This is a genomic window from Sulfuricella sp. T08 (assembly GCF_000971475.1).
GTDB lineage: Bacteria > Pseudomonadota > Gammaproteobacteria > Burkholderiales > Sulfuricellaceae > Sulfuricella.
In genome coordinates, this window is record NZ_DF967545.1 from 1 (window position 1) to 24,888 (window position 24,888).

General features: G+C 59.6%; 17 protein-coding genes and 1 pseudogene. 13 read left to right on the top strand and 5 right to left on the bottom strand.

The window, feature by feature from the left end:
- Positions 1-126: 126 nt before the first annotated feature.
- The 6 genes and pseudogenes from SCT_RS11875 to SCT_RS11900 all read left to right on the top strand — a co-directional run bounded on the left by SCT_RS11875 (position 127) and on the right by SCT_RS11900 (position 9,223).
- On the top strand, positions 127-909 hold the full coding sequence (locus SCT_RS11875; protein WP_059423290.1) for a hypothetical protein: 783 nt from the start codon (positions 127-129) through the stop codon (positions 907-909).
- A 702-nt stretch (positions 910-1,611) separates the two neighbouring features.
- Positions 1,612-2,361, top strand: coding sequence for a hypothetical protein (locus tag SCT_RS11880; RefSeq protein WP_059423292.1), 750 nt, complete (start codon positions 1,612-1,614; stop codon positions 2,359-2,361).
- 2 nt (positions 2,362-2,363) lie between these two features.
- Positions 2,364-6,098 carry a CHAT domain-containing protein gene (locus tag SCT_RS11885; protein ID WP_059423294.1) on the top strand — a complete coding sequence of 1,245 codons (3,735 nt, stop codon included), beginning with the start codon at positions 2,364-2,366 and terminating at the stop codon, positions 6,096-6,098.
- A 123-nt stretch (positions 6,099-6,221) separates the two neighbouring features.
- A pseudogene (locus tag SCT_RS16820) lies at positions 6,222-6,467 on the top strand (tyrosine-type recombinase/integrase); the annotation flags it as partial.
- Positions 6,468-6,735: 268 nt separating this feature from the next.
- Entirely contained in the window at positions 6,736-8,346 is a 1,611-nt protein-coding gene (locus SCT_RS11895) for a hypothetical protein (RefSeq protein ID WP_202812155.1), read from the top strand.
- Positions 8,347-8,536: 190 nt separating this feature from the next.
- A complete protein-coding gene (locus tag SCT_RS11900) occupies positions 8,537-9,223 on the top strand; it encodes an ATP-binding protein (protein ID WP_059423300.1) in 687 nt (228 codons plus the stop codon).
- Positions 9,224-9,413: 190 nt separating this feature from the next.
- Here the strand turns inward: SCT_RS11900 and SCT_RS11905 are convergent, their stop codons facing one another.
- Genes SCT_RS11905 through aroC form a run of 4 tightly spaced genes read right to left on the bottom strand, consistent with a single transcriptional unit; the run spans position 9,414 to position 12,220 of the window.
- Positions 9,414-10,337, bottom strand: coding sequence for a DNA ligase (locus tag SCT_RS11905; protein WP_237759680.1), 924 nt, complete (start codon positions 10,335-10,337; stop codon positions 9,414-9,416).
- 46 nt (positions 10,338-10,383) lie between these two features.
- Positions 10,384-10,812, bottom strand: coding sequence for a pyrimidine dimer DNA glycosylase/endonuclease V (locus SCT_RS11910; RefSeq protein ID WP_059423302.1), 429 nt, complete (start codon positions 10,810-10,812; stop codon positions 10,384-10,386).
- Between the two features lie 22 nt (positions 10,813-10,834).
- Positions 10,835-11,089 carry a YdcH family protein gene (locus SCT_RS11915; RefSeq protein WP_059423305.1) on the bottom strand — a complete coding sequence of 85 codons (255 nt, stop codon included), beginning with the start codon at positions 11,087-11,089 and terminating at the stop codon, positions 10,835-10,837.
- Between the two features lie 27 nt (positions 11,090-11,116).
- Positions 11,117-12,220 carry a chorismate synthase gene (gene aroC, locus SCT_RS11920; RefSeq protein WP_059423307.1) on the bottom strand — a complete coding sequence of 368 codons (1,104 nt, stop codon included), beginning with the start codon at positions 12,218-12,220 and terminating at the stop codon, positions 11,117-11,119.
- Between the two features lie 65 nt (positions 12,221-12,285).
- Between aroC and SCT_RS11925 the strand changes: the two genes are divergently transcribed.
- From SCT_RS11925 to SCT_RS11935, 4 genes are all read left to right on the top strand, one after another.
- Complete coding sequence (locus SCT_RS11925) at positions 12,286-14,949, top strand: cation-transporting P-type ATPase (protein ID WP_059423309.1); 2,664 nt, start codon at positions 12,286-12,288, stop codon at positions 14,947-14,949.
- The gene (locus tag SCT_RS17330) at positions 14,946-15,098 is read left to right on the top strand and encodes a hypothetical protein (RefSeq protein ID WP_159107905.1); all 153 of its coding nucleotides are present in this window, start codon (positions 14,946-14,948) and stop codon (positions 15,096-15,098) included. The genes SCT_RS11925 and SCT_RS17330 overlap by 4 nt, the downstream gene beginning before the upstream one ends.
- 8 nt (positions 15,099-15,106) lie before the next feature.
- Positions 15,107-16,108 (top strand): zinc-dependent alcohol dehydrogenase family protein, encoded by a 1,002-nt coding sequence (locus SCT_RS11930; RefSeq protein ID WP_059423312.1) that lies wholly within the window; start codon positions 15,107-15,109, stop codon positions 16,106-16,108.
- 81 nt (positions 16,109-16,189) lie between these two features.
- Positions 16,190-17,146: an MBL fold metallo-hydrolase gene (locus SCT_RS11935; RefSeq protein WP_059423314.1), complete on the top strand. Its 957-nt coding sequence runs from the start codon at positions 16,190-16,192 to the stop codon at positions 17,144-17,146.
- Positions 17,147-17,382: 236 nt separating this feature from the next.
- On the opposite strand, the gene SCT_RS11940 is transcribed toward SCT_RS11935, so the two are convergent.
- Positions 17,383-18,834 (bottom strand): leucyl aminopeptidase family protein, encoded by a 1,452-nt coding sequence (locus SCT_RS11940; protein WP_059423316.1) that lies wholly within the window; start codon positions 18,832-18,834, stop codon positions 17,383-17,385.
- A 187-nt stretch (positions 18,835-19,021) separates the two neighbouring features.
- Here SCT_RS11940 and aceE point away from each other — a divergent pair, with 187 nt between their 5' ends.
- The 3 genes from aceE to lpdA all read left to right on the top strand — a co-directional run bounded on the left by aceE (position 19,022) and on the right by lpdA (position 24,872).
- A complete protein-coding gene (aceE, locus tag SCT_RS11945; protein ID WP_059423318.1) occupies positions 19,022-21,679 on the top strand; it encodes a pyruvate dehydrogenase (acetyl-transferring), homodimeric type in 2,658 nt (885 codons plus the stop codon).
- Between the two features lie 12 nt (positions 21,680-21,691).
- Entirely contained in the window at positions 21,692-23,005 is a 1,314-nt protein-coding gene (gene aceF, locus SCT_RS11950) for a dihydrolipoyllysine-residue acetyltransferase (RefSeq protein WP_059423321.1), read from the top strand.
- A gap of 124 nt (positions 23,006-23,129) precedes the next feature.
- On the top strand, positions 23,130-24,872 hold the full coding sequence (gene lpdA / locus SCT_RS11955) for a dihydrolipoyl dehydrogenase (RefSeq protein WP_059423324.1): 1,743 nt from the start codon (positions 23,130-23,132) through the stop codon (positions 24,870-24,872).
- The last annotated feature ends 16 nt before the right edge of the window (positions 24,873-24,888 follow it).

The window sequence follows — 24,888 nt, forward strand, 5'->3', positions numbered from 1 at the left end:
GGCTGTTTCAGGCTAATTCCGGTGGAAAAAAGCCTGATGCCGCAATATGTTTAATTCGAGGTCCTGAATGATGACTTGTTCAGGGCTTCCTTAGTAGCTTTGGTTAGCTTTTCATGGATCAAGCCGATGGATTCAACTGCCATCAAACAAATTGATACCGGGCTAAATAGGGCACTGGTTAGCTATGCTGCTGCAAGAACATTAAATGCCGTAATTTCAGTAGCGCAAGGCACTGAGGTTGCCATCGAGCCTGGGGGCGTTGGGGTTGTTCTTACCCCTGGACAAGCGCTCGACCCCATTAACGATTTGGTTGAACGGTTTTCCGCTCTAATGCTGGTTGCCTGTGTTGCTTTCGGTATTCAGAAGATATTGATTCACATTGGCGGATTTTGGATTATTTCGCTGGCTCTGACAATTGCCGCATTCGGCTGGGCATGGCTCTATTTCGGACAGAAAAAACCTCCTGTGTGGCTCACCAAAATACTGGTAATTTTATTGATGATTCGCTTTGCTATACCGTTGGTAACTCTTGGAACCGATATAGTATTCCAGAAATTTATGGCTACGGACTACGTAGCCAGTCAACAGGCAATAAATGCAGCGCCTGGCCAAGTAACAGAAATCAATCCACCTAATCCTAGTCCACCTATGGATCAAGGAATTATTGAAAAAATGAAGGGGAAAGCAAATGTCTTGTGGAACCAAACTACGTCTGCGGTAGATATGAAATCGCATTTTTTAAAATTGAAACAAACGGCAGAGCAATGGGCCGAGCACATCATCAAGCTAATCGTGATTTTCTTACTTCAAACATTGATCATTCCTGTCCTGCTAATCTGGGCGTTGTATGCTGTTGCGAAGGGCGCATTTGAGTTGCCACTGAAGAGGTCTCATGTGGCCGACAATTGATAATTCCCGCATTTTTATCAGACTTTTTTCATCATTTTACAAAACCACTTTCTCCGAACATTTGACCAACCGTTTCGGATGAACGATCAAACGACCGTAGTGGTCGAGTTGAATCGCACCGGTTTCCTTAGGCACCTGTGAGCGGCTGCTTTTCGCGGAGCCGACTGACCGGAACGGGTCGATTGTGTGAATTCGCCAATGTCCGCTGTCGAGGTGTTCAGTTTGAGGTGCTCTAGAAAAATTATCATGCTCTGAAGCAGACGTCCGGCAATCGTCACTTTCGACCCGGAACAGCCGGTCATGGCTTAGTTTCAGACGGTCCGTTCAGCAGCAAAAACCGGTCATCCAGTCCCAGTTGTCAGGCCCCATGATGTTCACTCCTAGATGGTCTATATTAAACATAATGCAAAATGAATATCTGGGCATGGGATGTCAGCTTTTTCATAAATAGGCGGAAGGAGTTTGAAGTATCCAATTAACAATCAAAAATATATGGCCACATCGTGGCCGTCTGTATTATTAAAAAACGTACGGACCGGTGGGTCCGCCTAAATAACTGTTAGGTGGCGCGACGGTTCACCGCCGTGTCCTGCGAAAGCAGTGAAGTAGCGTGGATTTCGTGCGAATTGGCAGGTGGAACCGCGATCCGGGCTCAACCCGTTCACGAGGACGGGCGAGACAATGTGGCAGGAGGACTGAACCATGACCAGTTGGCTGCTCGACGAGACGGAGGCCATAGACTCCGCCACGGTTGCATCGATTACCACGACCCTGCAGAGCATCGGGAAAGGCGTGCGCGGCGGCAAAGGCGGCATGTCGCTCGCGATGCGGATGAACGACGTGATCATCCACGACGCGAAGAAATGGTTCGGCGGCGCCGACATCCGCGTGGATGCGATCGTCGTGACCGGCGCACCGCCCGAGGGTGAGGGCTTTTATCAGCCGACGACCTTCCGATTCACCGGCGTGCACGACGGCGACCGACTGCCGATCGAAGCACCTGGACTGGTCTTCTTCTACGGGAAGCCGAGTCACTTCCTCGATGTCTCGATTATCGTCTCGCGCGACCGCAAGGACACCAAGGACCTCGGCACGTTGATCACAGAGCGTGTCGCCTCGGCGGAGTGGAAAACCGCGGCCGGAGCGCTCCTTGGACTCGCAGTCGCAGCACCCCAGGCCGTGGCCGTGACGGCGGCGATCACGGCGGCGGCGGCGATCGGAAACTTCGCGTCCGACATACTGCAGCAAGTCACGGGCGCGACCGTTGGGCTCTATCGTGCATCGTGGCTGCAGGGACGCGATCGCTTCGGCTTGGGACGCCATCCGGCAACAGGTTCCTTTCGGCAGAAGGATCTCGAGTTCTGGTTCGAGATCGTGTCGGATCGGCGGGAGAGAGTGGTTAACACCCCGATGCAACCCGCATGGGGGTTGCCCTCGAAAGGGAGGATGTAATCATGCCCATGCGCCAACCGAAGCGTCGCGAAGCCCAGGTGTGGCTCGTACAGTTCAACCAACACCTGATGGAATGGCTGAAGTCTTCCCGCTCGAACGAGCAGCACCTGCGGGAAGCCTTCATCGCGCTTCGATCGATGTTGGAGCGCGAGCCGGAGGTCGCCGAGACGGTCTCCAATCTCTGCGCGACACTGCTGCATCAGCATGCTTCCGTTCTCCAGCCGGACCTGATCGAGGATCTGGCGCGGTTGGGCCTGGATGCGCAGCAGATGCGTTCAGACGATCACCCCCTGCGGTGGGCGGAGCACGCGATCCTGCAGCTCGCGCTCGCCCGCGCGGCGAACGCGCAGCACCGGCGCTACGACGCGCTCCGTGCCGTGCGCACCATCGAACTGCCGACGCAACAGGATCTGTCGCCCGTGGGTTGCCTGAAGCGCTACCTCGGCGCCAAGGTCGATGGCGAACTCGCAGCGCTGTTCGAAGAGGTGCTCGATCGCGTGCAGGCGGAGAAGCACGCTCGCGCGGCAGTCGAAGCGTGCGACTGGCTAATCCCATCGGACGAAAATCTGGTTGGACTCCTGCGCGCCTTGACGCAGCTTTTCTACGGCGACGCTCAATTGCCTGAGCAAGCGATGGAGGCGGCCATGCAGGCTATGGCGTACGATCTGTATGAGATCGAAATCCAGAACGCGGTGCGCATGACCCGCTGTGCGATCACCGCCGATCCGGCAGGTGTTTCGAGCGAAACGCTCACGGCGCTCGTCGAGCAGACGATCGATCGAATCACGAAGCGTGGCGTCGCAGATCTGACGGCGGTGGATTTCATCACCCTATTCCGGCAAGCCCCAGAGAAGCTTTGCCGCACGCTCATCGAGAAGGTCGCTTCCGCCGCGGAAGCTGTGCAGATCGACCGTGCGCCTTTCGATGCCCTGCTGCCCGCGGCGGCGGCCGCATACGCCACCTGCGTACCCGCAGCGCGGCGCAAGTTCCTGAAGAGTGCCGCCGCTCTGGAAGACCTCGATGATCCGGTCATCCGTTGCGTCGGTGCGGGCCTCCTCGTGGTCGCTGAAACGCGCACCGGGGGTAGCGATGATCCGCCACACGGCGCGGCTTTCCTCCAGGCACTGGATGGGCTGATCCGCCGGAACGATAAGGCGATGCACGATTGGCGGATCCGTGCCGAGTTCGATGATCCGATCGGCGTACTTGTAGCGACTGCCGCGAGTCGGCTCACGGACGATGCCGACGGAAAGCACCGCATTCGCCTGGCACAGTTGCTGGACAGTCTGCGTGTCGCGCCTTCTCAAGCGTTGGATTGGCTCGAGCTCCTTTCAGCCGATGAAACGCCGCCATTGCTGGAGCACGCGCGCCGTCACACCGACGATCTCTTCGGACGGCTCGTCTTTGCATTGCGGAGCTGGCCCAGGACTGTGGCGATCGTCCTTCAGGCGGCCGGCGACAAGATACTCTTCATCTGCACAACCGCCGCCGGCGTGAGGGTCTTCGAAGATGGAGAAGAGTTCCGAAGCGCGGCCTTCGAGGCCGCGCAATGCGTCGCTGGGCAGATGGCTGACTATACCGGCCTGCAGGTGCCCCCGGATGATGCGGTGGTGAGGCGGGCGGCACACGCTACATTCGATGCTCTCCCCGTCGGCGTGCGCGCGCTCGTAACCGAGAGCGACACCGTGCTCGTATGCCCCGACTATCGGGTGAACGCGGACTCGATCCCATTCGAGATCCTCCAGTGCGGCGACGAATGGCTCGGGATCGCGAAGGTCGTGACCCGGCTGCCGTCGCTGGAGGCAATGGTGTTCGCGGCGGAGGGCTCCCGGCGGCGAGTTCTGGAGCGTCGGCTGCTCTCGATCGCAATCACACAGGCGCAAGGGAGCAACCCGCCGTTGGCAGCGGCGGGAGAGGAAGCGGAATCGGTGCGGGCGAGCCTGGCGAGCGCCGGATGGGACGCGCCTCCGATTCACGAGTCGCGCGTCGATCCACCGTTCATTCTCAACCGGACGCCCTTTGCCGCTCACCTGCACATCGCCGCGCACGGCGACGTGGATGGCGCGTCGCACGCGGTCTTGCTGTCTCGCGGCACGCGTCTCACGCCGGAAGATGTCATCGACGGTTCGCACGGTTGCACGCCGACGGTCTGGTTAAATACGTGTGTGCTCGGCCAGAGCAGCTATCTCGGTGGAGGAGCAGTGCGAGGTGTCGCGCAGGCATTCATCGCAGCGGGAGCGCCGGCGGTCATCGCCAACCTCTTGCCGGTGGACGACCAAGTATCATCGCGTTTCGCGGAGCGCTTTTATGTGCATGCCGCCGCGCACGGCTTCGGCGAGGCGCTTCGGCGTGCGCGGCGTGACTTGGCGGACGATGGTGTATCTCCCGTCCTCTGGGGCTCGACCGTCTTGATGGGCGACTCGAGGGTCACGCTTCAGCCAAACGCGATGAAGCCGGCCGCGTGGCAGCAGGAGCTCGTTCAGGCGCTCTCGCAGCGCGGGGATCTGAAGGTGCTCGCTGTACTGGGTGATGCACTCGATTTGGAATCGCAGCGCGAACCGGACGACCAGCGTCTCGCCTGCGCCGCGGAGATCGTCCGTACGCTGAGGCACGCCGATTCGGGATCTCCACAAGATTACGCCATGCTCCTCGCCGAAGTGTGCCGCCTCTGCCTTCGGATCCAGGCCGCGGATGCCGCGGCGATTGCGGCGTACGCGATATCGGAGCTCGCGCAGGGGGCGGACCGGCTCGTCGAGCTACTGATCACGCAGGGTGCGATTGGACTCTTCCGTCCGGTCGAGGCGATGAATCCGGGTTGGAGCGAGTTGACCAACCAACTGCTCATCCGGGCCGAGCAGCTTCGCCGAGGCGATCGTGCGTTCTCTGTGAACGTGCGCGCCCCCGAAGGCACCCACAACGCCGATCTGGATGAGACTCGGCGCATCGGACAATCGATCACGGAGACGAAATTGGCGATCGACCTTCGGAGCGCCTGGTACGGGCTCACTCCCGCGCCGCGGCCGTCCGAGACATCCGCTGAAGACATCCTATGGAACGCCGTGATGGCATCGCGGGCCAAGTCGTTCGAGGACATGCCCGAGACGATCGCCTACGCGCGTCACGTCGCGGCCAAGCTCGCCGGCTGCAGCGCCCTGCCGCCGGAGCGCGTTCATTTGGCGGCGACGATGCTCGCCGGCTTGCTGAAGTGGATGTGGGACAGTCAGAATCTCGTGGCCGTCGAGAAGGAGATGATCGAGAGCCAAGCCCGCGTCGCGCAGCTCGCGCTCGCCAGTCTGCTAAGCAATTGGTCGACTGACGCGGCGTGGATGGCACTAGTGTCGGACTACGCGAAGCGCATCGAAGAGTGGCTGGGCGCGCTGGACGAACTTCCCTACGACGAGAAGCTGAATGCCGCGATCGATTCTGCGATCGGGTGCGTGCGCGACGACGCCTCGGCGCGGTTGAAGCGTATCGAAGAACAGTTCCCGGACCGCGTTCCCGATGCGATCACCTTCCTTATGGGCACGCTCGTGGAGAGCAACACGTATTCGTACACCGAAGGCTCTGTGCCCGAGGATATCTGCGAAAAGCTGAAGGGGGTTCACCACCAGCTGAGCATGCAAGCGGAGAGATGCCTCATGCCCTGGCTCATGGAAGGCTTTCGCGTCGCGCGTGAGTCGGAGCTGGACGAGCTCCAGCGGTGGTGCTATGCCATCGGCGCCGCACCGACTGCTTAGCTGCCTCGTTTCATTCTCGCGGTCAAGTGGGCCAAGGCTGTGCAGCAGAGCCTCGGCCGTGTGTCCGCTCTTGGATTCCGGGCTCATAGTTCTCACCGGGCAAGAGCGACGGTAAAAGCTCCGCCACATATTAAGACACGGCAATATGCCAGAATCGTCAATAAGTGGGTTGCTTCAATCGGATTGGACCCATCGGCGTATGGCACTCACACGATGCGCAGAACAAAGGTCACATTGATTTATCGACGTACCAAGAACTTGCGTGCTGTCCAACTGCTGCTCGGACATACCAAACTGGAGAGCACCGTTCGGTATCTTGGCATTGAGGTCGACAATGCACTGGAGATTGCCGAACAGACCGAAGTATAAATTTTTAAATCAACAACCGGCTGCCTGGATTGGCGGTCGCTAATCGCTAACGCGGACGATTGGTATTACATGCCGCAAGCAACTCGTAGTCCATCGTCTATGCTGAATGAGTGTAATCCAGAAGGTGCGCGTGGCGCCATGAGCTGTCGTTACGTCACGTCACCACATTAAGCAACCAAATTGAGCCATAACTTTTTCAACGAGCTGACCCAGAACCACATCGCTGGTTTCGGTCCGCAAATGCTAAGCATAATCCTAACAGGAGAACATGATGCCGAACCAGAATACGCCATTTCACCCTATCATCTACGTGCGTGGCTATGCTATGACTCCTGCGGAGATTGACGAAACCACGGCCGATCCATTCTGCGGATTCAATCTCGGCTCGACCGTCTATCGTGCGGTCCCCGACAAGACCCGCCAGCCGCGTAAATATATCTTCGAATCTCCAGTAGTGCGGCTGGCGTCGGACTTCAACTATAGCGATGTGTACGAGGACGGCTACGATATTCTCGATCCCGAGTGGAGTGCCGACCCAGATAATAAACTGGCGAGCCGATCGATCATTATCTATCGCTATTACGATGGGGCCTCGCACCTGATCGGCTTAGGCAAGACGCCGTCTATCGAGGAATTCTCTGCCGAACTCGGTGAGCTGATCTTACGCGTACGCAAACTGGTTTGTGCGAACCCTGATAATGGAGTAACGCCCGACGCATTTCGCTGCTATCTGGTCGCTCATTCGATGGGTGGACTTGTCTGCCGTGGTCTGTTGCAGAACACGAAAAACGATAAGAATAATGCGCGCCAGTATGTTGATAAGTTTTTCACTTATGCAACACCGCATGACGGTATCGAGATGGCAGGTGTGAATGTGCCATCTTGGCTGAGTCTTGCCGATATGGACAACTTCAATCGCAAGGAGATGGCGCGCTACCTTGACCTTGAAAAAGAATACTCCAAGACCAAGAGTGTTGCCTGGATACCCGAAGACCTCTTCCCGCCTGACCGCATCTTCTGCATGGTTGGCAGCAATCGCATGGATTACGAAGTTGCTAAGGGCTTATCGCGCACCTTCGCTGGCCATGGCAGCGATGGTCTGGTGCGTATCGAGAATGCTACTCTGAGCGGGATTAAGGCTGACGGCACGCAGGGAACGCCTTGCGCGAAGGCGTTCGCTTACCGCTCACACTCGGGTTTCTTTGGTATCGTGAACAGCGTAGAAGCCTACCAGAACCTCACGCGATTCCTGTTTGGCGATGTTCGCGTCGACCTCTGGATCGATGTGGAGGAAATTCATTTGCCAAGCGAAGTACAGAAGGCTGCTGACGCTGGAAGCAAGATTAATGCGCTCTACCAGTTTGAAGTACTCGCATCGCCGCGTGGCAAACTTTGGTATCTCACGCGCCGCACCGCCGAGGAAGATTCGGTTGCATGCCTAACGCATGATGAATGGACCACTGCACCGAAGAAAAATGGTTCGCAATACGTGTCGACCGTGTTCCTCGCCAATCGCTCGCGGGTGAACAAGAATCGCCGGTCGCTGGCTTACAGTATGTCACTCGGCGTACGTGTACCCGACTACGAGATTGATCGCATACTCTGGGTCAATGAGCACTACGAAGGCGGCTATCTGTTCCGCAATTCGATCGTGCTCGAAATGGTTCCGCCCTTAGACAGGGGCGATAAGTGGAAGGTCAACTTCGCTTGGCAGGATCAGGGCACGAGCGCAACCGATACTGAGATCGACGCCAAGAGCATCAAGGGTGGAAAAGTTGAGGTACGTATTCCTTTTGATAGTGCTACCACTCCCGGCATTAAAGGCAAGATTCGCTTCGTTGTGTCGGCGTGGAATCCGGATGCAGTAATGGATGAGTGAAGTGAGCGTAATCCACCTGATGCAGAGATCAACAGGACCGGACTGACCGAGGTGCTCGTCAGTCCGCGCTGCAAGCTTACCGTAACCAAGGGGTGATCCGTGAGTATGGCGGGCATAGTAGGAACAGTAAAGGCGAAGAGCCACGAGAAACTGATCCAAAGGGTTAGACCGTGTGTATGAGAGCATCAAAATGGACGAGAAGAGCATAGTCAAGAGAGCAGCCCGACAAGGGTCATCCTGCCTGGAGGGCATGGCACAACATATCAAATCGGCGGCTCTACGGGAGGACTTGGCATTTCCCCAAAACGTGGTGACCAAGCTCAGGGAGCTATGCACTCAAGTCAAACATAGCGACGGAGTGTCTAGCCAAGGGTCCCACCCTGGTAAGGGCCTGATAGTGCTTTTTACAGGTCCGTGTGGAACAGGCAAAACCAAGGCGGCTCAAGTTATTGCAAACGAACTGCACTTGGATCTCTACCGTATCGACCTCTCTACCGTTGTGAGTAAGTTCATTGGCGAGACCGAGAAGAACCTCAGCAGACTGTTCGATGCGGCGAAAGCCGCTAACGGGATTCTGTACTTCGACGAGGCCGACGGACTCTTCGGCAAGCACACTGAGGTGAAGGACGGCCATGACCGGTACGCCAATATGGAGATTAACTACCTGCTCCAGAGAATGGAGGACTTCGAAGGCATAGCGATCTTAGCTACCAACAGTAGGGATACTGATGAGGCATTTATTCGGCGTTTGAGCTACATAGTCGAATTTCCATTACCGAAACCGGAAGAGAGAGAGTGTCTCTGGCGGGACGTGTTTCCTGTTGATTCCGAGTCGTCTGAGCTTCCCCCTAAAAATCGTCGTCCAAGGGTGCTGTAAAACAGAGGGTATCTCAGCCAATATAAGAATGTGCATCCCTGAAAGGAAAGCCGAACCATCTAACAATAACTTTCCATCAATGCTTGAAAGATTGCCTCAATGAGGACTGCAGCCCAACAAGTACAGATTTGATCAGGCATTCATGTCAGATCAAGCCTGTACTTTTCCCTATTAGTAAACCAACCTGCGATTACTGCTTTTCCCCTCCAGGCATATCTTCCCGCACCCGCATGAAACTGGCGAACCGGGGAATGCCACTGTCTTCGTTCAGTCCGATATGGCGATACGTCACCCAGCTTCCCGGCGCAGGCGGGTTTCGCCGCTCGGCGTCGGAAAACCCCGTTCCGATGCGGAATCGCAGCCCCTCCGCCGTTTCCACCAGCAAGGCTCCGAGCACACCTTGGTGCTTGCCCTTGCCCGGCAGATGCGCAATGACCCTCGCTTCAGCATCCTGATACGGTTTCAGCTTGAGCAAGTCGTCGCTGCGCCCGGCCTGGTAAAGGGACGCGGCGCGATGGAGCATCAACCCTTCACCCCCATTCCTGACGACCCGGTCCAGCGCGATGCGCAATCCGGCCCGGTCGGCCACCTTGAACTGCTCGACCGGACGCACCCAGGGCAGCGCAAGCCCGTCAAGCAAGGGCTTCAGCGCCGCGTTACGTTCAATGAAGGGGCCCGGATGGCCCGGCAGATCGAACACCATGAAACGCAGCGTACGCCATGCGGCGTCATCCGGCGTCCGCTGCCGCACAATGGATACGGCACTGGCAAACTTTCCGCGTCCGACCCACAACTCGCCGTCCAGGGGAAAATCCGGCCACCCCGCAGTGAACCAGCCGGGCGCCTCGATGCGTTCCCCGCCGCGTGTCAGAAGCTTTTCGCCGTCCCAGTAACCGCGTACCCCGTCCAATTTCTCGCTGACCAGGTAGTCGGCCAGCGGCGTGTCACTGCGATAGACATTCGCCAGCATCACCGGTGGCGGCGGAAAATCCGCCGCGCGAGCACCGGGTGCCTGCATAACAAGCTGAAGGCATAGGCCAAAAAGCACCAGCACCAACAACACCCAACTGCGACCACGGCGGGCGACACCCGCAATACGCGTCCACCCCATCATGTCTTTTTTCCCTCAAGTAGCCAGGCATAGGAGCCGGCCTGGACTTTTAAATTTTTTCCCACGACGCGATTGCACCTTCCACGATACGAAACAGGGGATGCGCTTCGGGCACCTTTAGATTAGAAAATTCGGCCAGTCGCAATGGATCGCGCACGGCGAGCTTGCGGCACAAGTGAGCCCATTCATAAGCCAACTGGCCAGTGGTCATTTCGATTTGCTCCGGCCAGCGTGGCGCAACGATTTTGGCCGCATCGAAACGATAATTCCGGCGTAGAGCCTCGGCGTGAACCCCGGCGAGGTAGGAAGCGATGCCGGCAACAGGGTCGTGCAATGCTCGGAAGCGTGCCAACTGGGGATGATTGCGGTAGCCGCAGGTCTGGCCGAGTAGCACCTTCTGCGCCAGCAGCGCTTCGCGCCACAGGGCGACCAGCCCTTGGGCATCCAGGTATTGCGGGTGCAGCGTCCACAGCCTCATGGCATCAGCACCCCATCACGGCTCAATGCGCCGGGATACCCCCGTTGCGCAGCAGGGCATAAATTTCGTCCTTCAGGTGCAGCCGCTTCTTCTTCAGGTCTTCGATCAAGATATCGGAAACCGGTACGTCTTCCACTTCGATGCGATGGACTTCGCGTTCGGTCCGCTCGTATTCGTCGAACAGCCGGGCGAAGTGGGTGCTGCTAATTTTGAGCTTGTAAATTTCGTCCTTGAATTCCGGGAATTCATGGGCGAGGTCGTGGTGGTCTACTTGCATTTGCAGTTCTCCCTTTTTTACTGAAGCTCACTTCTCGACGCTGCCCGGAATCCGCGGCGTGTCGACCGCCACATCGGCGTTCTGGGCGCGGTGACGCAAGGCATGGTCGATCAGCACCAGGGCAAGCATCGCCTCGGCGATGGGCGTGGCGCGGATGCCGACGCAGGGGTCGTGGCGCCCCTCGGTAGACACCATCACCGGCTCACCCGCCTTGTTGATCGAGTTACGCGGAATGCGGATGCTGGAGGTCGGCTTGATGGCGATGTTGGCAACGATATCCTGGCCGGTGGAAATGCCGCCGAGGATGCCGCCAGCGTGGTTGGAGAGGAAGCCCTGCGGCGTCAGCTCGTCGCCATGCTCGCTGCCCTTCTGCGCCACCGAGTCAAACCCGGCGCCGATCTCCACGCCCTTGACCGCGTTGATGTTCATCATGGCGTAGGCGATCTCGGCATCGAGCCGGTCGTATACCGGCTCGCCCCAGCCCACCGGTGCGCCTTGCGCCACCACGGTGATTTTTGCGCCGACCGAGTCGCCGGACTTGCGCAGGGCATCCATGTATTCCTCCAGCTGCGGCACATAACTGGCATCGGCCACGAAGAACAGATTTTCGCCTACGTCCGCCCAGGATTTGAACGGCACCTCGATCGGGCCGAGCTGGGAAAGGTAGCCACGAATTTCAACGCCATAGCGCTCCTTCAGCCACTTCTTCGCCACCGCGCCCGCCGCCACCCGTACCGCCGTCTCGCGCGCGCTGGAGCGTCCGCCGCCGCGATGGTCGCGGATGCCGTATTTGTGCCAGTAGGTGTAGTCGGCGTGGCCGGGGCGGAAAGTCTCGGCGATATTGCCATAGTCCTTGCTGCGCTGGTCCTCATTGCGGATCAGCAGGGCAATGGGAGCGCCGGTGGTCTTGCCCTCGAACACGCCGGAGAGGATTTCCACCGTATCGGACTCGCGCCGCTGGGTCACATGGCGCGAAGTACCGGGCTTGCGCCGGTCCAGTTCGCCCTGGATATCTGCCTCGCTCAAGGCCATGCCGGGCGGGCAACCGTCCACCACACAGCCGATTGCTGGGCCATGGCTTTCGCCGAAAGAGGTCACACAAAAAAGTTTGCCGAGGGTATTTCCGGACATTTTATTTCATCTCTCGAAATCAACCTGCTAAGTTTAACATAAGTGCCCACCACCGGCTTTTGGCCATGAAAATCCACCACCTCACTGTCGAAGAAGCGATCAGGAGTCTAAACAGCTGCTCTGAAGGGCTGTCCACTCGCGAAGCCGCGCGCCGACATACGGAGTTCGGGCCGAACCGCGTGGAGCACGTCAGGAGGGAGCCGCTGGCGCTGCGCTTCCTCAAGGAGTTCACCCATTTTTTCGCCCTGATCCTGTGGCTGGCTGCCGCGCTCGCCTTCGTTGCCGAACGACTGCAAGCCGGCCAAGGCATGGCGATGCTGGGATGGGCCATCCTAGGCGTGATCCTGATCAACGGCGTGTTTTCCTTCTGGCAGGAGTATCGCGCCGAGCAGGCCCTGGCAGCACTGGAAAATCTGTTGCCACACCAGGTCAAGGTCATGCGCGACGGAACAGTTAAAGAACTCCCGTCAGCCGAACTGGTGCCGGGCGACATCCTGATCCTGCAGGAAGGCGACAATATCCCCGCCGACTGCCGGCTGACCGAGGCTTTCGGCGTCAGGGTGAACAATGCCACGGTCACCGGCGAATCGCTGCCCAAGGCGCGGGACGCTCACCCCTCCGTTGCCGACGACCTGCTCTATGCCAAAAACATACTGCTCGCAGGCACCTCGCTGGTTTCCGGCGAGGCCAGGGCGGTGGTGTTCGCCACCGGTATGCACACAGAATTTGGCAAGATCGCCCACCTCACGCAGACGGCGGGCGAGGCGCTGTCGCCACTGCAACGCGAGATCGCCCGCCTGAGCCGGCTGGTCGCGGCCCTGGCAACGCTGCTCGGGGTGGTTTTCTTTGTCGCCGGCCAGTTCATCGGGCTGACTTTCTGGGAAAGCCTGATCTTCGCCATTGGCATTATCGTCGCCAACGTGCCCGAGGGCCTGCTGCCCACCGTCACCCTGGCGCTGGCCATGGCCACCCAGCGTATGGCCAAGCGCAACGCCCTGGTGCGCCATCTGCCGGCGGTGGAAACGCTGGGTTCCGCCACCGTGATCTGCACCGACAAGACCGGCACCCTCACCCAGAACCGGATGGCAGTCAAAGAGGTGTTCCTCGCTGGCCGGTTCAGCAACGCCGGCGAACTGGCACCTGACGAATCCAGCCGCGCCTTCTGCGAAACCGCGCTGCTCTGCCACAACCTCCAGATTACTGAGAACGGCGAACTGCTCGGCGACCCGATGGAAATCGCTCTGGTGCGCATGGCCCGGCAGATGCTGCCGGCATCCCCGGCCTATCCGAAGGTGGATGAAGTGCCGTTCGACACCGACCGCAAGCGGCTATCCACCCTGAACCAGACACCCGGCGGCCGCGTTCTCCATACCAAGGGCGCGCTGGAAACCGTGCTGCCGCTGTGCACCCAGGCGCGGATTGGCGGCGAGACGCTGGCGCTCGATGCCGAACTGCGCGCACGTTTCATCGCCGCGCAGGAAACCCTGGCTGGCAAAGGCCTGCGCGTGCTGGCCTTTGCCAGCCGCGCGGTAGCGGAGCATGAAGCGAAGGGCTCCCTGGAGAGCGGCCTGATCCTGCTCGGCCTGGCCGGACTGGAAGACCCCCCGCGCCCTGAAGTCGCGGACGCCATCCGCAAATGTTTCGATGCCGACATCCGCGTCATCATGGTCACCGGCGACCACCCCCACACCGCTCTTGCCATCGCGCGCGAAATCGGCCTGATCAGAAGTGACACGCCGGTGGTAATCAATGGCGAGGAATTGCGGAGGATGTCCAGTATCCAGCTGCAGCTTGCACTGAGCGCGCCGGAAATCATCTTCGCCCGGGTCGGCGCCGACCAGAAGCTGCACATCGTGACGGCACTGAAACGCAAGGGCGAAACTGTTGCCGTCACCGGCGACGGCGTCAATGATGCGCCGGCCCTGAAGCACGCCGACATCGGCATCGCCATGGGGATCTCGGGCACCGACGTGGCTCGCGAATCGGCCGACATCGTCCTGCTCGACGACAACTTCGCCAGCATCGTCGCCGCAGTCGAGGAAGGCCGCGCAGTGTACGAGAACATCCGCAAGTTCCTCACCTACATCCTCACCTCCAACATTCCCGAAATCGTGCCCTACCTTGCCTTCGTCCTGTTCAGGATTCCGCTGCCGCTGACCATTATCCAGATCCTGGCGGTGGATCTCGGCACCGACATGCTGCCCGCGCTCGGCCTCGGCACGGAAAAACCGCACCCCGGCATGATGCAGCGGCCTCCCCGCGCGCGCCATGAACGCCTGCTGAACTGGCCGCTGGTGGTGCGTGCCTACCTGTTCCTCGGAGTAATGGAAGCGGCGGCGGCGATGGCGGCCTTTTTCTACGTGCTGCACACTACTGGCTGGTACTACGAGCAACCGCTGGCCTCTGCCGATCCGCTCTATTTGCAGGCCACCACCGCCACGCTCTCCGCCATCATCGTAATGCAGGTAATGAACGTCTTCCTCTGCCGCAGCGGCACAGAGTCGGTGTTCACCGCCGGACTGCTCGGCAATCGGCTGATCCTGTGGGGCGTCGCCACCGAAATCGCGCTGATCCTGCTCATCGACTACACGCCCTGGGGAAATCTGCTATTCGGCACCGCGCCGATCGGCCTGAATGTCTGGCTGTTCGTCATCCCCTTCGCCTTCGCCATGCTGGTGCTGGAAGAAGGCAGGAAATGGCTGGCGAGAAAATATATACTTGAGCCATGAAAGCCAACGACCTATTACGCGAACTGCTGGCCGCCAAACAGGAAGGCCTGCGCCGCAAGCAGGCGCAGAAACCCGCCAACAAGCTGGCGGACAAGCAAAACCGCTGGCAGCGGTTCAACCGCTTTGTCTGGGATAAGCGCCAGGGATAGGAGATACCATGAAAGCCGTTCTGATGACTGCCCCAGGCGGCCCCGAGGTGCTGCAACTCGGCGAACTGACGCTGCCGGAACTGCCCGGCCCGTCGCACCTGCGCGTGCACCTGCATGCCGCCGGGGTGAACCCGATCGATACCAAGCTCCGCAAGAACGGCACCTATTTTCCCGACAGGCTGCCTGCCGTGCTCGGCTGCGATGGCGCCGGAGTAGTGGATGCCGTGGGCGCCGCGGTCACGCGTTTCCGGCCTGGCGATGAGGTGTATTTTTTCAACGGCGGCATCGGCGGGGAGCCTGGCAATTATGCCCAGTACACCACCGTCCATGAAGACCATGCCGCCGCCAAGCCGAAGAACTTATCCATGGCAGAAGCCGCCGCCGTGCCGCTGGTACTGATCACCGCCTGGGAATCGCTCCATGACCGCGCAGAACTCAAAGCCGGTCAGAGCGTGCTGATCCATGCCGCCGCCGGCGGTGTCGGCCATGTGGCGGTGCAACTCGCGAATGAAATGGGACTGCGTGTCGCCGCCACCGTCAGCAACGAAGAAAAAGCCGCCTGGGTGAAAAATCTCGGCGCCGAAAAAACCATCCTCTACACCCGGGAAGATTTCATTCAGGCCGCCCTCGACTGGACTGAAGGCGACGGCGTCGACGCAGTACTCGACACCGTGGGCGGAGAGACCTTCTGCCGCTCCTTCGCCGCCATCAGGATCTACGGCAAAATCGTCACCCTGGTACAGCCCGAATGCAGCACCGCACAGGTCAAGGTGGCACGCAGCAGATGCCAGAGCATTCACTACGAACTGATGCTTGCCCCTGCCTATTTCGGCCTGCTTCCGGCGCGCATCGCACAAACCCGCATCCTCGAAGCCGGCGCGCGGCTGATCGAAGCGGGGAAACTGAAAGTCAGGGTCAGCCAGACCTTCCCGCTGGCACAGGCGGCGGAATCACATCGACTGATAGAGGAAGGGCATACCGCCGGCAAGATCGTGCTGACTATCGATTAGGAGCTGGTCTTTCAGTACCATTGCCGGACAGGCGGAGCAGTGCCACAATCCGCGCTTTAAGCTTGTTCAAGGCGAAGACCGATGCTGCGATTGACTACCTTTCTCCTGCTCCTTCTCTTTTCGGCAGCAACCCTGGCGGGCGACGACATCCCGGTCACAGTCGAAGTCAAACCGGTCAAGCTGAGCCCCCACTCTTATTATGTCGAAGGATTGGCCGGCGCTGCTTCCTCCGAAAACCAGGGCTTCATGTCCAACGCCGGCTTCGTCGTCACCCCCGGCGGGGTGGTGGTGTTCGACACGCTGGGCTCCCCGCCGCTGGCCACCGAACTGATCCGGCAAATTCGAAAAATCACCACCCAGCCGATCCGGCTGGTCATCGTCAGCCACTATCATGCCGACCACATCTACGGTCTTCAGGCATTCAAGGCACTGGGCGCGGAAATCTGGGCACACCAGCGCGGCAGGGAATACCTGGCATCCGATGAAGCGACCAACCGCCTTGCGCAGCGGCGCGAATCGCTCTTTCCCTGGATAGACGAAACCACCCGCCTGCTGCCTGCGGACAAATGGCTGGACGGCGATACCAGTTTTGAAATGGGCGGACTGCATTTCGATCTGGTTTACATGGGGCCGGCGCATTCGCCGGAAGATATGGCCATGATCGTCAAAGAGGACAAGGTGCTTTATTCCGGCGACCTGGTTTTCACGGGCCGCGTTCCCTTCGTAGGCAATGCCGACAGCAAGGCATGGCTGAATTCGCTCGACCGCTTGCTCAAGCTGCAGCCGAAAACCATGGTGCCGGGCCACGGCAAGGTTTCAACGGAAGCCACCGGGGATCTTGCCCTCACGCGCGACTACCTGCGCTACCTGCGGGAAACCATGGGCAAGGCAGTCGCCAGCATGGAACCATTCGAAGAGGCCTATGCCAGGACGTCCTGGAAGAAGTTCGAGCAGTTGCCGGCATTCCAGGCCGCCAACCGGGTCAATGCCTATAACACCTATCTCCTGATGGAGAGCGAAGGGATGCAGAAGAAATAAACCTAGAAAAGGCTATTGAACCGCGGAGGGCGCAAAGGACGCGGAGGAGTTCAAATGCTTATGCGTCATTGCACACTCACCAGAACGGAACTTCGGCGTAAGTCCATAACTTATTGTTTTTGCGAGTTGGGCAACAGGCAGCCCATCCCTGCGAACCCCATTTCCTCTGTGTCCTCTGCGGTTAATTACAGTTTCCAGGATAATCCGCCTGCCGGGGAATTGCTCCCCAGCTACTTTCATTTCAATCCGCGCAACAGTTCCATCCCCCACCCGACGCCAAAGCCGTTGACGTCCGACGCCACCGCGCCCAGGCCGCCCTTGCAATTGCTGGCGGAAAGATCGACGTGCAGCCACGGCGCGTCCTCGATGAAGCGCATCAGGAAACGCGCCGCAAGGATATGGTCAGCCTCGCCTTCCATCGAGCATTGCTTGATGTCGGCAATCTGGCTTTCCAGCCCCTCTTCGTAATCCGCGTCGAGCGGAAAGGCGCACACTCGTTCGCCGGAAGCTTTCCCTGCCGCAACAGCCTGCTCGACAAACTTTTCGCGGTTGGAAAAAATACCGCTGTAGCGAGCCCCCAGCGCCGTAGCCATGCTGCCGGTGAGGGTGGCGAAATCGACGATCAGATCGGGCTTCTCGCGCGCCGCCAGGGTCAGGGTATCGGCCAGAACCATGCGCCCTTCGGCGTCGGTGTGGATGATTTCTATGGTGGTGCCGTTGAGCGCGGTCACTACATCGTTCTGCTTGTAGGCCTTGGGGCTGATATGGTTCTGCGCCAGAGCCAGCCAGCAGTCGATATTGAGCGGAAGGCTGGCGCGAGTGGCCGCGAGCAGTATGCCCAGGCTGACTGCGGAGCCGTTCATGTCTTCGTGCATGCCGTGCATGTAACGGGCAGGCTTGAGGTTGTGCCCCCCGGTATCAAAACAGATACCCTTGCCGACCAGGGCAACGGTTTTTTTGGCATCCGGATGGCGGTAGCGCAAGTGAACGATGGCCGCATCATCCTCGCTGCTGCCCTGAGCCACGGCAACGAACGCCCCTGCCCCGATCTTGCGCAGCTTCTTCATGTCGTATTCAGCGCATTTCCAGTCATTCTCCCTGACCAGCTTGCGGATGCGCTCGCGGTACAGGCCCGGCGTCAGCTCATTGGCGGGCAGCATGGTCAGTTCCCGCGCCAGCTCGTTGCCTTCGGCCTGCCCGCGCAACAGGGCGAAGTCGTCTTCGGCCTTGTAACCGTGCAGTGAAATTTTTTGCAGCGAGCGGCGCTCATCCTTTTTCTTGCGCTGCGGCAGCACGGCGCCATTGACCAGAGCCGCATAGATTGCCGCTTCAGCGGCCAGGCGACGCTCCCCCGCACCGCCGAAGACGACGATGGCAATTTCCTTGGGTTGCTCATCCAGCAATGGCATCAGCGCCTTGCGCATCAACGTATGCCGCTCGAATGTGGACTGTTTGGCATCCAGCATTACCCAGACCGCCAGCGCACCCGGTTCCAGGTCGCCGCTCAGCGGGGTCTTGGCCAACTCGTCAGGCTTCATATGGCGGCGCGTCAGGCGCGCCTGCAGGGTATCGACTCCGGGCAGGGTCACGGCAAGGCTTTTCGCTTTCGGCATGACGAAAAGCACATGCGATGCCTTGGCAAGTGCATTGCCCGATACCGGGGATGGGTTCTGTACTATCTTTATCATTTCCGCTCCAAATAACTATCCTGACTGTTTACACATTATCGCCGGAGTTGATCAATCAATAAAAAATTAATTCACTTTCCAGCCCGGGTAAAAGATAATACCTACTTACCAAGTCGAAAAATTTCAAGAAAAGCTATAAGACTTACTGATATAAAAAATATTACGCTGTTTAATCAGGAGATTAAAAATGTCAGAAATTCCGGACATCGATCAGCAGGAAACGCAGGAGTGGCTGGAAGCCCTCGATGCGGTGCTGGAACGGGAAGGCGCGGAGCGCGCCCACTTTCTGCTGGAAAAACTGACCGAAAAGGCCCGCCGTTCCGGCGCGCACCTGCCTTTTTCCGCGAACACGGCATACCTGAACACCATCCCGGTACACCAGGAAGACCGCTGTCCCGGCGACCTCGCCATGGAACGCCGCATCCGTGCCTTTATCCGCTGGAATGCCATCGCCACGGTGATGCGCGCCAACAAGCAAAGCCCCGGAGTCGGCGGCCATATCGCCAGTTACCAGTCCGCTGCCACGCTTTACGAAGTCGGCTTCAACCATTTTTTCCGCGCCCCGACGGAAGATCACGGCGGCGATCTGCTGTATATCCAGGGTCACCTGGCCCCCGGCATTTACGCCCGAGCCTTCCTCGAAGGCCGGATCACGGAAGACCAGTTGCTCAACTTCCGCCAGGAAGTGGATGGCAAGGGCTTGCCCTCCTACCCGCATCCTTGGCTGATGCCGGATTTCTGGCAGTTCCCCACGGTGTCGATGGGACTGGGGCCGCTCACCGCGATCTATCAGGCGCGCTTCATGAAGTATCTGCAGGATCGCGGCCTGGTCAAAACCGAAGGCCGCAAGGTGTGGGCCTTTCTCGGCGACGGCGAGACCGACGAACCGGAATCCATGGGGGCGATCAACCTCGCTTCGCGCGAGAAACTCGACAACCTGGTGTTCGTCATCAACTGCAACCTGCAACGACTGGACGGTCCGGTGCGAGGTAATGGCAAGGTCATCCAGGAGCTGGAAGCAGGTTTTCGCGGCGCTGGCTGGAACGTCATCAAGGTGGTCTGGGGCCGTCACTGGGACTCGCTCCTGGCGATGGACAAGAAAGGTCTGCTGAAGAAACGCATGGAAGAATGCGTCGACGGCGACTACCAGAACTACAAATCCAAGGATGGCGCCTACGTGCGCCAGCATTTCTTCGGCAAATATCCCGAGCTACTGGAAATGGTCGCCCACATGTCGGATGAGGACATCTGGCGCCTCAACCGCGGCGGCCACGATCCTCTCAAGGTCTATGCCGCCTACTCCGCGGCGATGCAGCACACTGGACAACCGACCGTGATCCTGGCGAAGACGGTAAAGGGCTACGGCATGGGCATGTCCGGCGAGGGCCAGAACATCACTCACCAGGCGAAGAAGATGTCCGAAGCGTCGCTCAAGCAGTTCTGCGACCGTTTCAACATCCCCATCCCCGACGACAAAATCGCCGAGGTGCCTTTCTACAAGCCGGCCGAAAACAGCCCGGAAATGCAGTACCTGCGGGAACGCCGCATGGCGCTGGGCGGCTACCTGCCAGCGCGACGCAAAGCCGCCGAGGCGCTTGCCGTGCCCGATCTCTCCGCCTTCGAAAGCCAGCTTGCCGGCACCGGCGACCGCGAAGTTTCCACCACCATGGCCTTTGTACGGGTGCTTTCCACCCTGCTCAAGGACAAGGCCATCGGCAAGCTGGTCGTGCCGATCATCCCGGATGAAGCGCGCACCTTCGGCATGGAAGGCATGTTCCGCCAGCTCGGCATCTACTCATCGGTCGGCCAGCTCTACGAGCCGCAGGATGCCGACCAGGTGATGTACTACAAGGAAGACAAGAACGGACAGATCCTCGAGGAAGGCATCAACGAGGCCGGCGCGTTCTCCTCCTGGCTGGCCGCGGGCACCAGCTACAGCAACCATGGCCAGGCCATGATCCCGTTCTACACCTTCTACTCGATGTTCGGCTTCCAGCGCATCGGTGACCTCGCCTGGGCGGCGGGCGACGCCCGTGCTCGCGGCTTCCTGATGGGCGGCACTGCGGGACGCACCACCCTGAACGGCGAAGGACTGCAGCATGAGGACGGCCACAGCCACATCCTGGCCTCGACCATCCCCAACTGCGTCACCTATGACCCGACCTACGCCTACGAACTGGCGGTGATCATCCAGGACGGCTTGCGCCGGATGTACAAGGATCAGGAAAGCGTCTACTACTACATCACCATCATGAACGAAAACTACGTTCATCCGCCCATGCCCAAGGGTGCCGAGGAAGGCATTCTGAAGGGGATGTATTTGCTCAAGCGCGGCGCACCGAAGAAGAAGATGAGGGTGCAACTGCTGGGCTCCGGCACCATACTGCGCGAGGTGATCGCGGCTGCCGATCTGCTGGAAGCTGATTTCGGCGTGTCCTCCGACATCTGGAGCGTCACCAGTTTCAACGAGCTGCGCCGCGAAGGCCTCGACGTGCAACGCTGGAACATGCTCCACCCGGAGCACACCCAGCGCACGACCTACGTCGAGAAATGCCTGAAGGACGGCTCCGGTCCGGTGATTGCTTCCACCGACTACATGAAAGCCTACGCCGACCAGATCCGCGCCTTCGTGCCGCGCCACTACATGACGCTCGGCACCGACGGCTTCGGCCGCAGCGACAGCCGCGAAAACCTGCGCCGCTTCTTCGAGGTCGACCGCTTCCATGTCGTGCTGGCTGCGCTCAAGGCGCTGGCCGACGAAGGCGTGATTCCCGCCGCCAAGGTAGCCGAAGCGATCGCCAAATACGGCATCGACCCGAACAAGCCCAACCCCGTAACGGTTTAGGGAGGAACTCAAGTGCCCACAATAAAAGAAGTCCGTATTCCCGACATCGGCAATTTCGACTCCATCGACGTGATCGAGGTTCTGGTCAAGGAAGGCGACATCGTCAAGGCCGAAGACGCGCTGATTACGCTGGAAAGTGAAAAAGCCACCATGGACATCCCCGCACCCTGGAGCGGCAAGGTCACCGCTGTACGCACCAGGGTGGGCGAAAAGGTTTCTGAAGGCAGCCTGATCCTGATGATGGAAGTCGCAGAGGAAGGCAAGGCTGCAGCAGAAAAACCGGCGACCGCCGCACCACAGCCGGCGGCTCCTGTAGCAACCACAGCACCGGCGGCCATTGCGCCTGTCAAAACTGTGGTCCCAGTCGCTCCTGCCGCACCGGTTGCCCAGGCACCGCACGCCGATATCGGCGAAAATACAAAAGTACACGGCAGCCCGTCGGTGCGTGCCTTCGCCCGCGAACTGGGCGTTAACCTCGCCCTGGTCAACGGCTCCGGCCCGAAACGCCGGATCCTCAAGGAGGACGTACAGGCCTTCGTCAAAGCCGAGCTGTCGCGCCCGCGTGGCGGTGCTGCCGGCGGTACCGGCCTGTCGGTACTGGAAATGCCACAGGTGGATTTTGCCAAGTTCGGCGCGATCGAAGTCAGGCCACTCACCAAGATCAAGAAAGTATCCGGCGCCAACCTGCACCGTAACTGGGTCACCGCGCCCCACGTCACCCAGCACGAGGAAGCCGACATCACCGAACTGGAAGCCTTCCGCAAGGCGATGAGCGACGAGGCTCAGAAACAGGGTGTCCGCCTCACCCTGCCGGCCTTCCTGATCAAGGCCATGGCAGCGGCGCTGAAAGCTCATCCCAACTTCAACACCTCCCTCTCCGCAGACGGCGAGAGCCTGGTGTTCAAGCAATACATCCACATCGGCATGGCGGTAGACACGCCGGATGGGCTGGTGGTGCCGGTGATCCGCAACGCCGACCAGAAAGGCGTGCTGGATCTGGCGCGCGAGCTGATGACCATCAGCCAGAAAGCGCGCGACAAGAAACTCACCCCCGGCGAAATGCAGGGTGGCAGCATCAGCATTTCCAGCCTGGGCGGTATCGGCGGCAGCTTCTTCACGCCCATCATCAATCTGCCTGAAGTGGCGGTGCTCGGCATCTCACGCGCCACCATGAAACCGGTGTGGAACGGCAAGGAATTCGTGCCGCGCCTGATGCTGCCGCTGTCGCTGTCCTACGACCACCGCGTCATCGACGGTGCCCAGGGCGCGCGCTTCATCACCGACCTGAGCCAGATGCTGGCAGATGTGCGCAGGCTGCTGCTTTAAGAGTGAGGAGCAAGGAGTGAAGAGTGAGGAGAACCTCCCTCTCGCTTCCGCCTCACTAGGATGAAACTTGGGCCAGGAGGTTTTACTCCTCACTCCTGACCCCTCACTCCTCACGGAAGAGAATATGAGCAAAATCATCGAAGTAATCGTGCCGGACATTGGCGACTTCAACAACGTCGAAGTCATCGAAATCCTGGTGAAGCCGGGTGATAAAATTCAGAAAGACGACTCGCTGATCGCGCTGGAAAGCGAAAAATCGACGATGGAAATTCCCTCGTCCCATGCCGGCGTAGTCAAGTCGCTCAAGCTGAAGGTGGGCGACAAGGTTTCCCAGGGATCGCTGATTCTTACTCTGGAAGCCGAAGCTGAAATCCCCCCCAGCCCCCCTTCTGTGAAGGGGGGAGAGGTAGCCACCGAGACCGCTCCCCACATTGAAGGGGGAGGGATTTCCCCGTCCGAAGCGGAAATCCAGGCCGATGTGGTGGTGCTGGGCGCCGGTCCGGGTGGCTACACTGCTGCCTTCCGCGCCGCCGACCTGGGCAAGAAGGTGGTCCTGATCGAACGCTACCCGAGTCTCGGCGGCGTCTGCCTCAACGTCGGCTGCATTCCCTCCAAGGCGCTGCTGCATGTCGCCAAGGTCATCTCCGAGGCAGAAGAGATCAGCCACCACGGCGTCAGCTTCGGCAAGCCGAAAATCGATATCGACCAGATCCGCGCCTGGAAGGAAAGCGTGGTCACCAAGCTCACCGGTGGACTGGGCGCATTGGCGAAGCAGCGCAACATCCGGATCATTCACGGCGTCGGCCAGTTCGTTGCGCCCCATCACATCCGTGTCGAAACCGCGGAAGGCGAAGTCACAATAACCTTCGATAACGGCATCATCGCTGCCGGATCGCAGGCGGTGAAGATCCCGACTTTCCCGGTCGACCCGCGCGTGATCGACTCGACTGGCGCGCTTCAGCTGGCTGATGTACCAAAAAGAATGCTGGTTATCGGCGGCGGCATCATCGGCCTGGAAATGGCCACCGTCTACCATGCGCTGGGCGCAAAAATCACCGTGGTTGAGCGTGGCCCGCAACTCATGCCCGGTGCCGACCCGGATATCGTCAAGCCCCTGCTCAAGCGCATCGAGAAACGCTACGAAGCCATCCTGCTCAACACCAGCGTGGCCGGTCTGGAAGCGAAGAAAGACGGCATCCTTGCTACCTTCGGCGGAGACAACGCACCGGCACCGCAGCTGTTCGACCGGGTGCTGGTTGCGGTGGGTCGCAGCCCCAACGGCAAGCTGATCGGTGCCGAACATGCCGGCATCCGGGTCGACGAACAGGGCTTCATCCCGGTGGACAAGCAACAACGCACCAATGTGCCGCACATCTTCGCCATCGGCGACATCGTCGGCCAGCCGATGCTGGCGCACAAGGCGGTGCACGAGGGCAAGGTGGCCGCCGAGGTGATTGCCGGCCACAAGGCGGCGTTCGACCCCGGCACCATCCCCTCTGTCGCCTACACCGACCCGGAAATAGCGTGGATGGGGCTGACCGAGACCGAAGCCAAGGCGCAGGGCATCGCTTACGAGAAGGCATCGTTTCCCTGGGCAGCCAGTGGCCGGGCGCTATCCATCGGCCGCGACGAGGGCATCACCAAGCTGATCGTCGAGAAGGATACCCGCCGCATCCTCGGCGCCGGCATCGTCGGCAGCAATGCCGGCGAGCTGATCGCGGAGGCTGTGCTGGCGCTGGAAATGGGCGCGGATGCGCAGGATATCGGCCTGACCATCCATCCCCACCCGACCCTGTCGGAAACCCTGGGTTTCGCGGCGGAAATGGTGGAAGGCACCATCACCGATCTGTACATAAAACGTAAATAGCTACTGCCGGAACACT

Bases quoted from the DNA above. Each gene is read 5' to 3' on its own strand.
- SCT_RS11875 (WP_059423290.1), top strand. From the start codon at position 127: ATGGATTCAACTGCCATCAAACAAATTGATACCGGGCTAAATAGGGCA.
- SCT_RS11880 (WP_059423292.1), top strand. From the start codon at position 1,612: ATGACCAGTTGGCTGCTCGACGAGACGGAGGCCATAGACTCCGCCACG.
- SCT_RS11885 (WP_059423294.1), top strand. From the start codon at position 2,364: ATGCCCATGCGCCAACCGAAGCGTCGCGAAGCCCAGGTGTGGCTCGTA.
- SCT_RS11895 (WP_202812155.1), top strand. From the start codon at position 6,736: ATGATGCCGAACCAGAATACGCCATTTCACCCTATCATCTACGTGCGT.
- SCT_RS11900 (WP_059423300.1), top strand. From the start codon at position 8,537: ATGGACGAGAAGAGCATAGTCAAGAGAGCAGCCCGACAAGGGTCATCC.
- SCT_RS11905 (WP_237759680.1), bottom strand. From the start codon at position 10,337: ATGATGGGGTGGACGCGTATTGCGGGTGTCGCCCGCCGTGGTCGCAGT.
- SCT_RS11910 (WP_059423302.1), bottom strand. From the start codon at position 10,812: ATGAGGCTGTGGACGCTGCACCCGCAATACCTGGATGCCCAAGGGCTG.
- SCT_RS11915 (WP_059423305.1), bottom strand. From the start codon at position 11,089: ATGCAAGTAGACCACCACGACCTCGCCCATGAATTCCCGGAATTCAAG.
- aroC (WP_059423307.1), bottom strand. From the start codon at position 12,220: ATGTCCGGAAATACCCTCGGCAAACTTTTTTGTGTGACCTCTTTCGGC.
- SCT_RS11925 (WP_059423309.1), top strand. From the start codon at position 12,286: ATGAAAATCCACCACCTCACTGTCGAAGAAGCGATCAGGAGTCTAAAC.
- SCT_RS17330 (WP_159107905.1), top strand. From the start codon at position 14,946: ATGAAAGCCAACGACCTATTACGCGAACTGCTGGCCGCCAAACAGGAA.
- SCT_RS11930 (WP_059423312.1), top strand. From the start codon at position 15,107: ATGAAAGCCGTTCTGATGACTGCCCCAGGCGGCCCCGAGGTGCTGCAA.
- SCT_RS11935 (WP_059423314.1), top strand. From the start codon at position 16,190: ATGCTGCGATTGACTACCTTTCTCCTGCTCCTTCTCTTTTCGGCAGCA.
- SCT_RS11940 (WP_059423316.1), bottom strand. From the start codon at position 18,834: ATGATAAAGATAGTACAGAACCCATCCCCGGTATCGGGCAATGCACTT.
- aceE (WP_059423318.1), top strand. From the start codon at position 19,022: ATGTCAGAAATTCCGGACATCGATCAGCAGGAAACGCAGGAGTGGCTG.
- lpdA (WP_059423324.1), top strand. From the start codon at position 23,130: ATGAGCAAAATCATCGAAGTAATCGTGCCGGACATTGGCGACTTCAAC.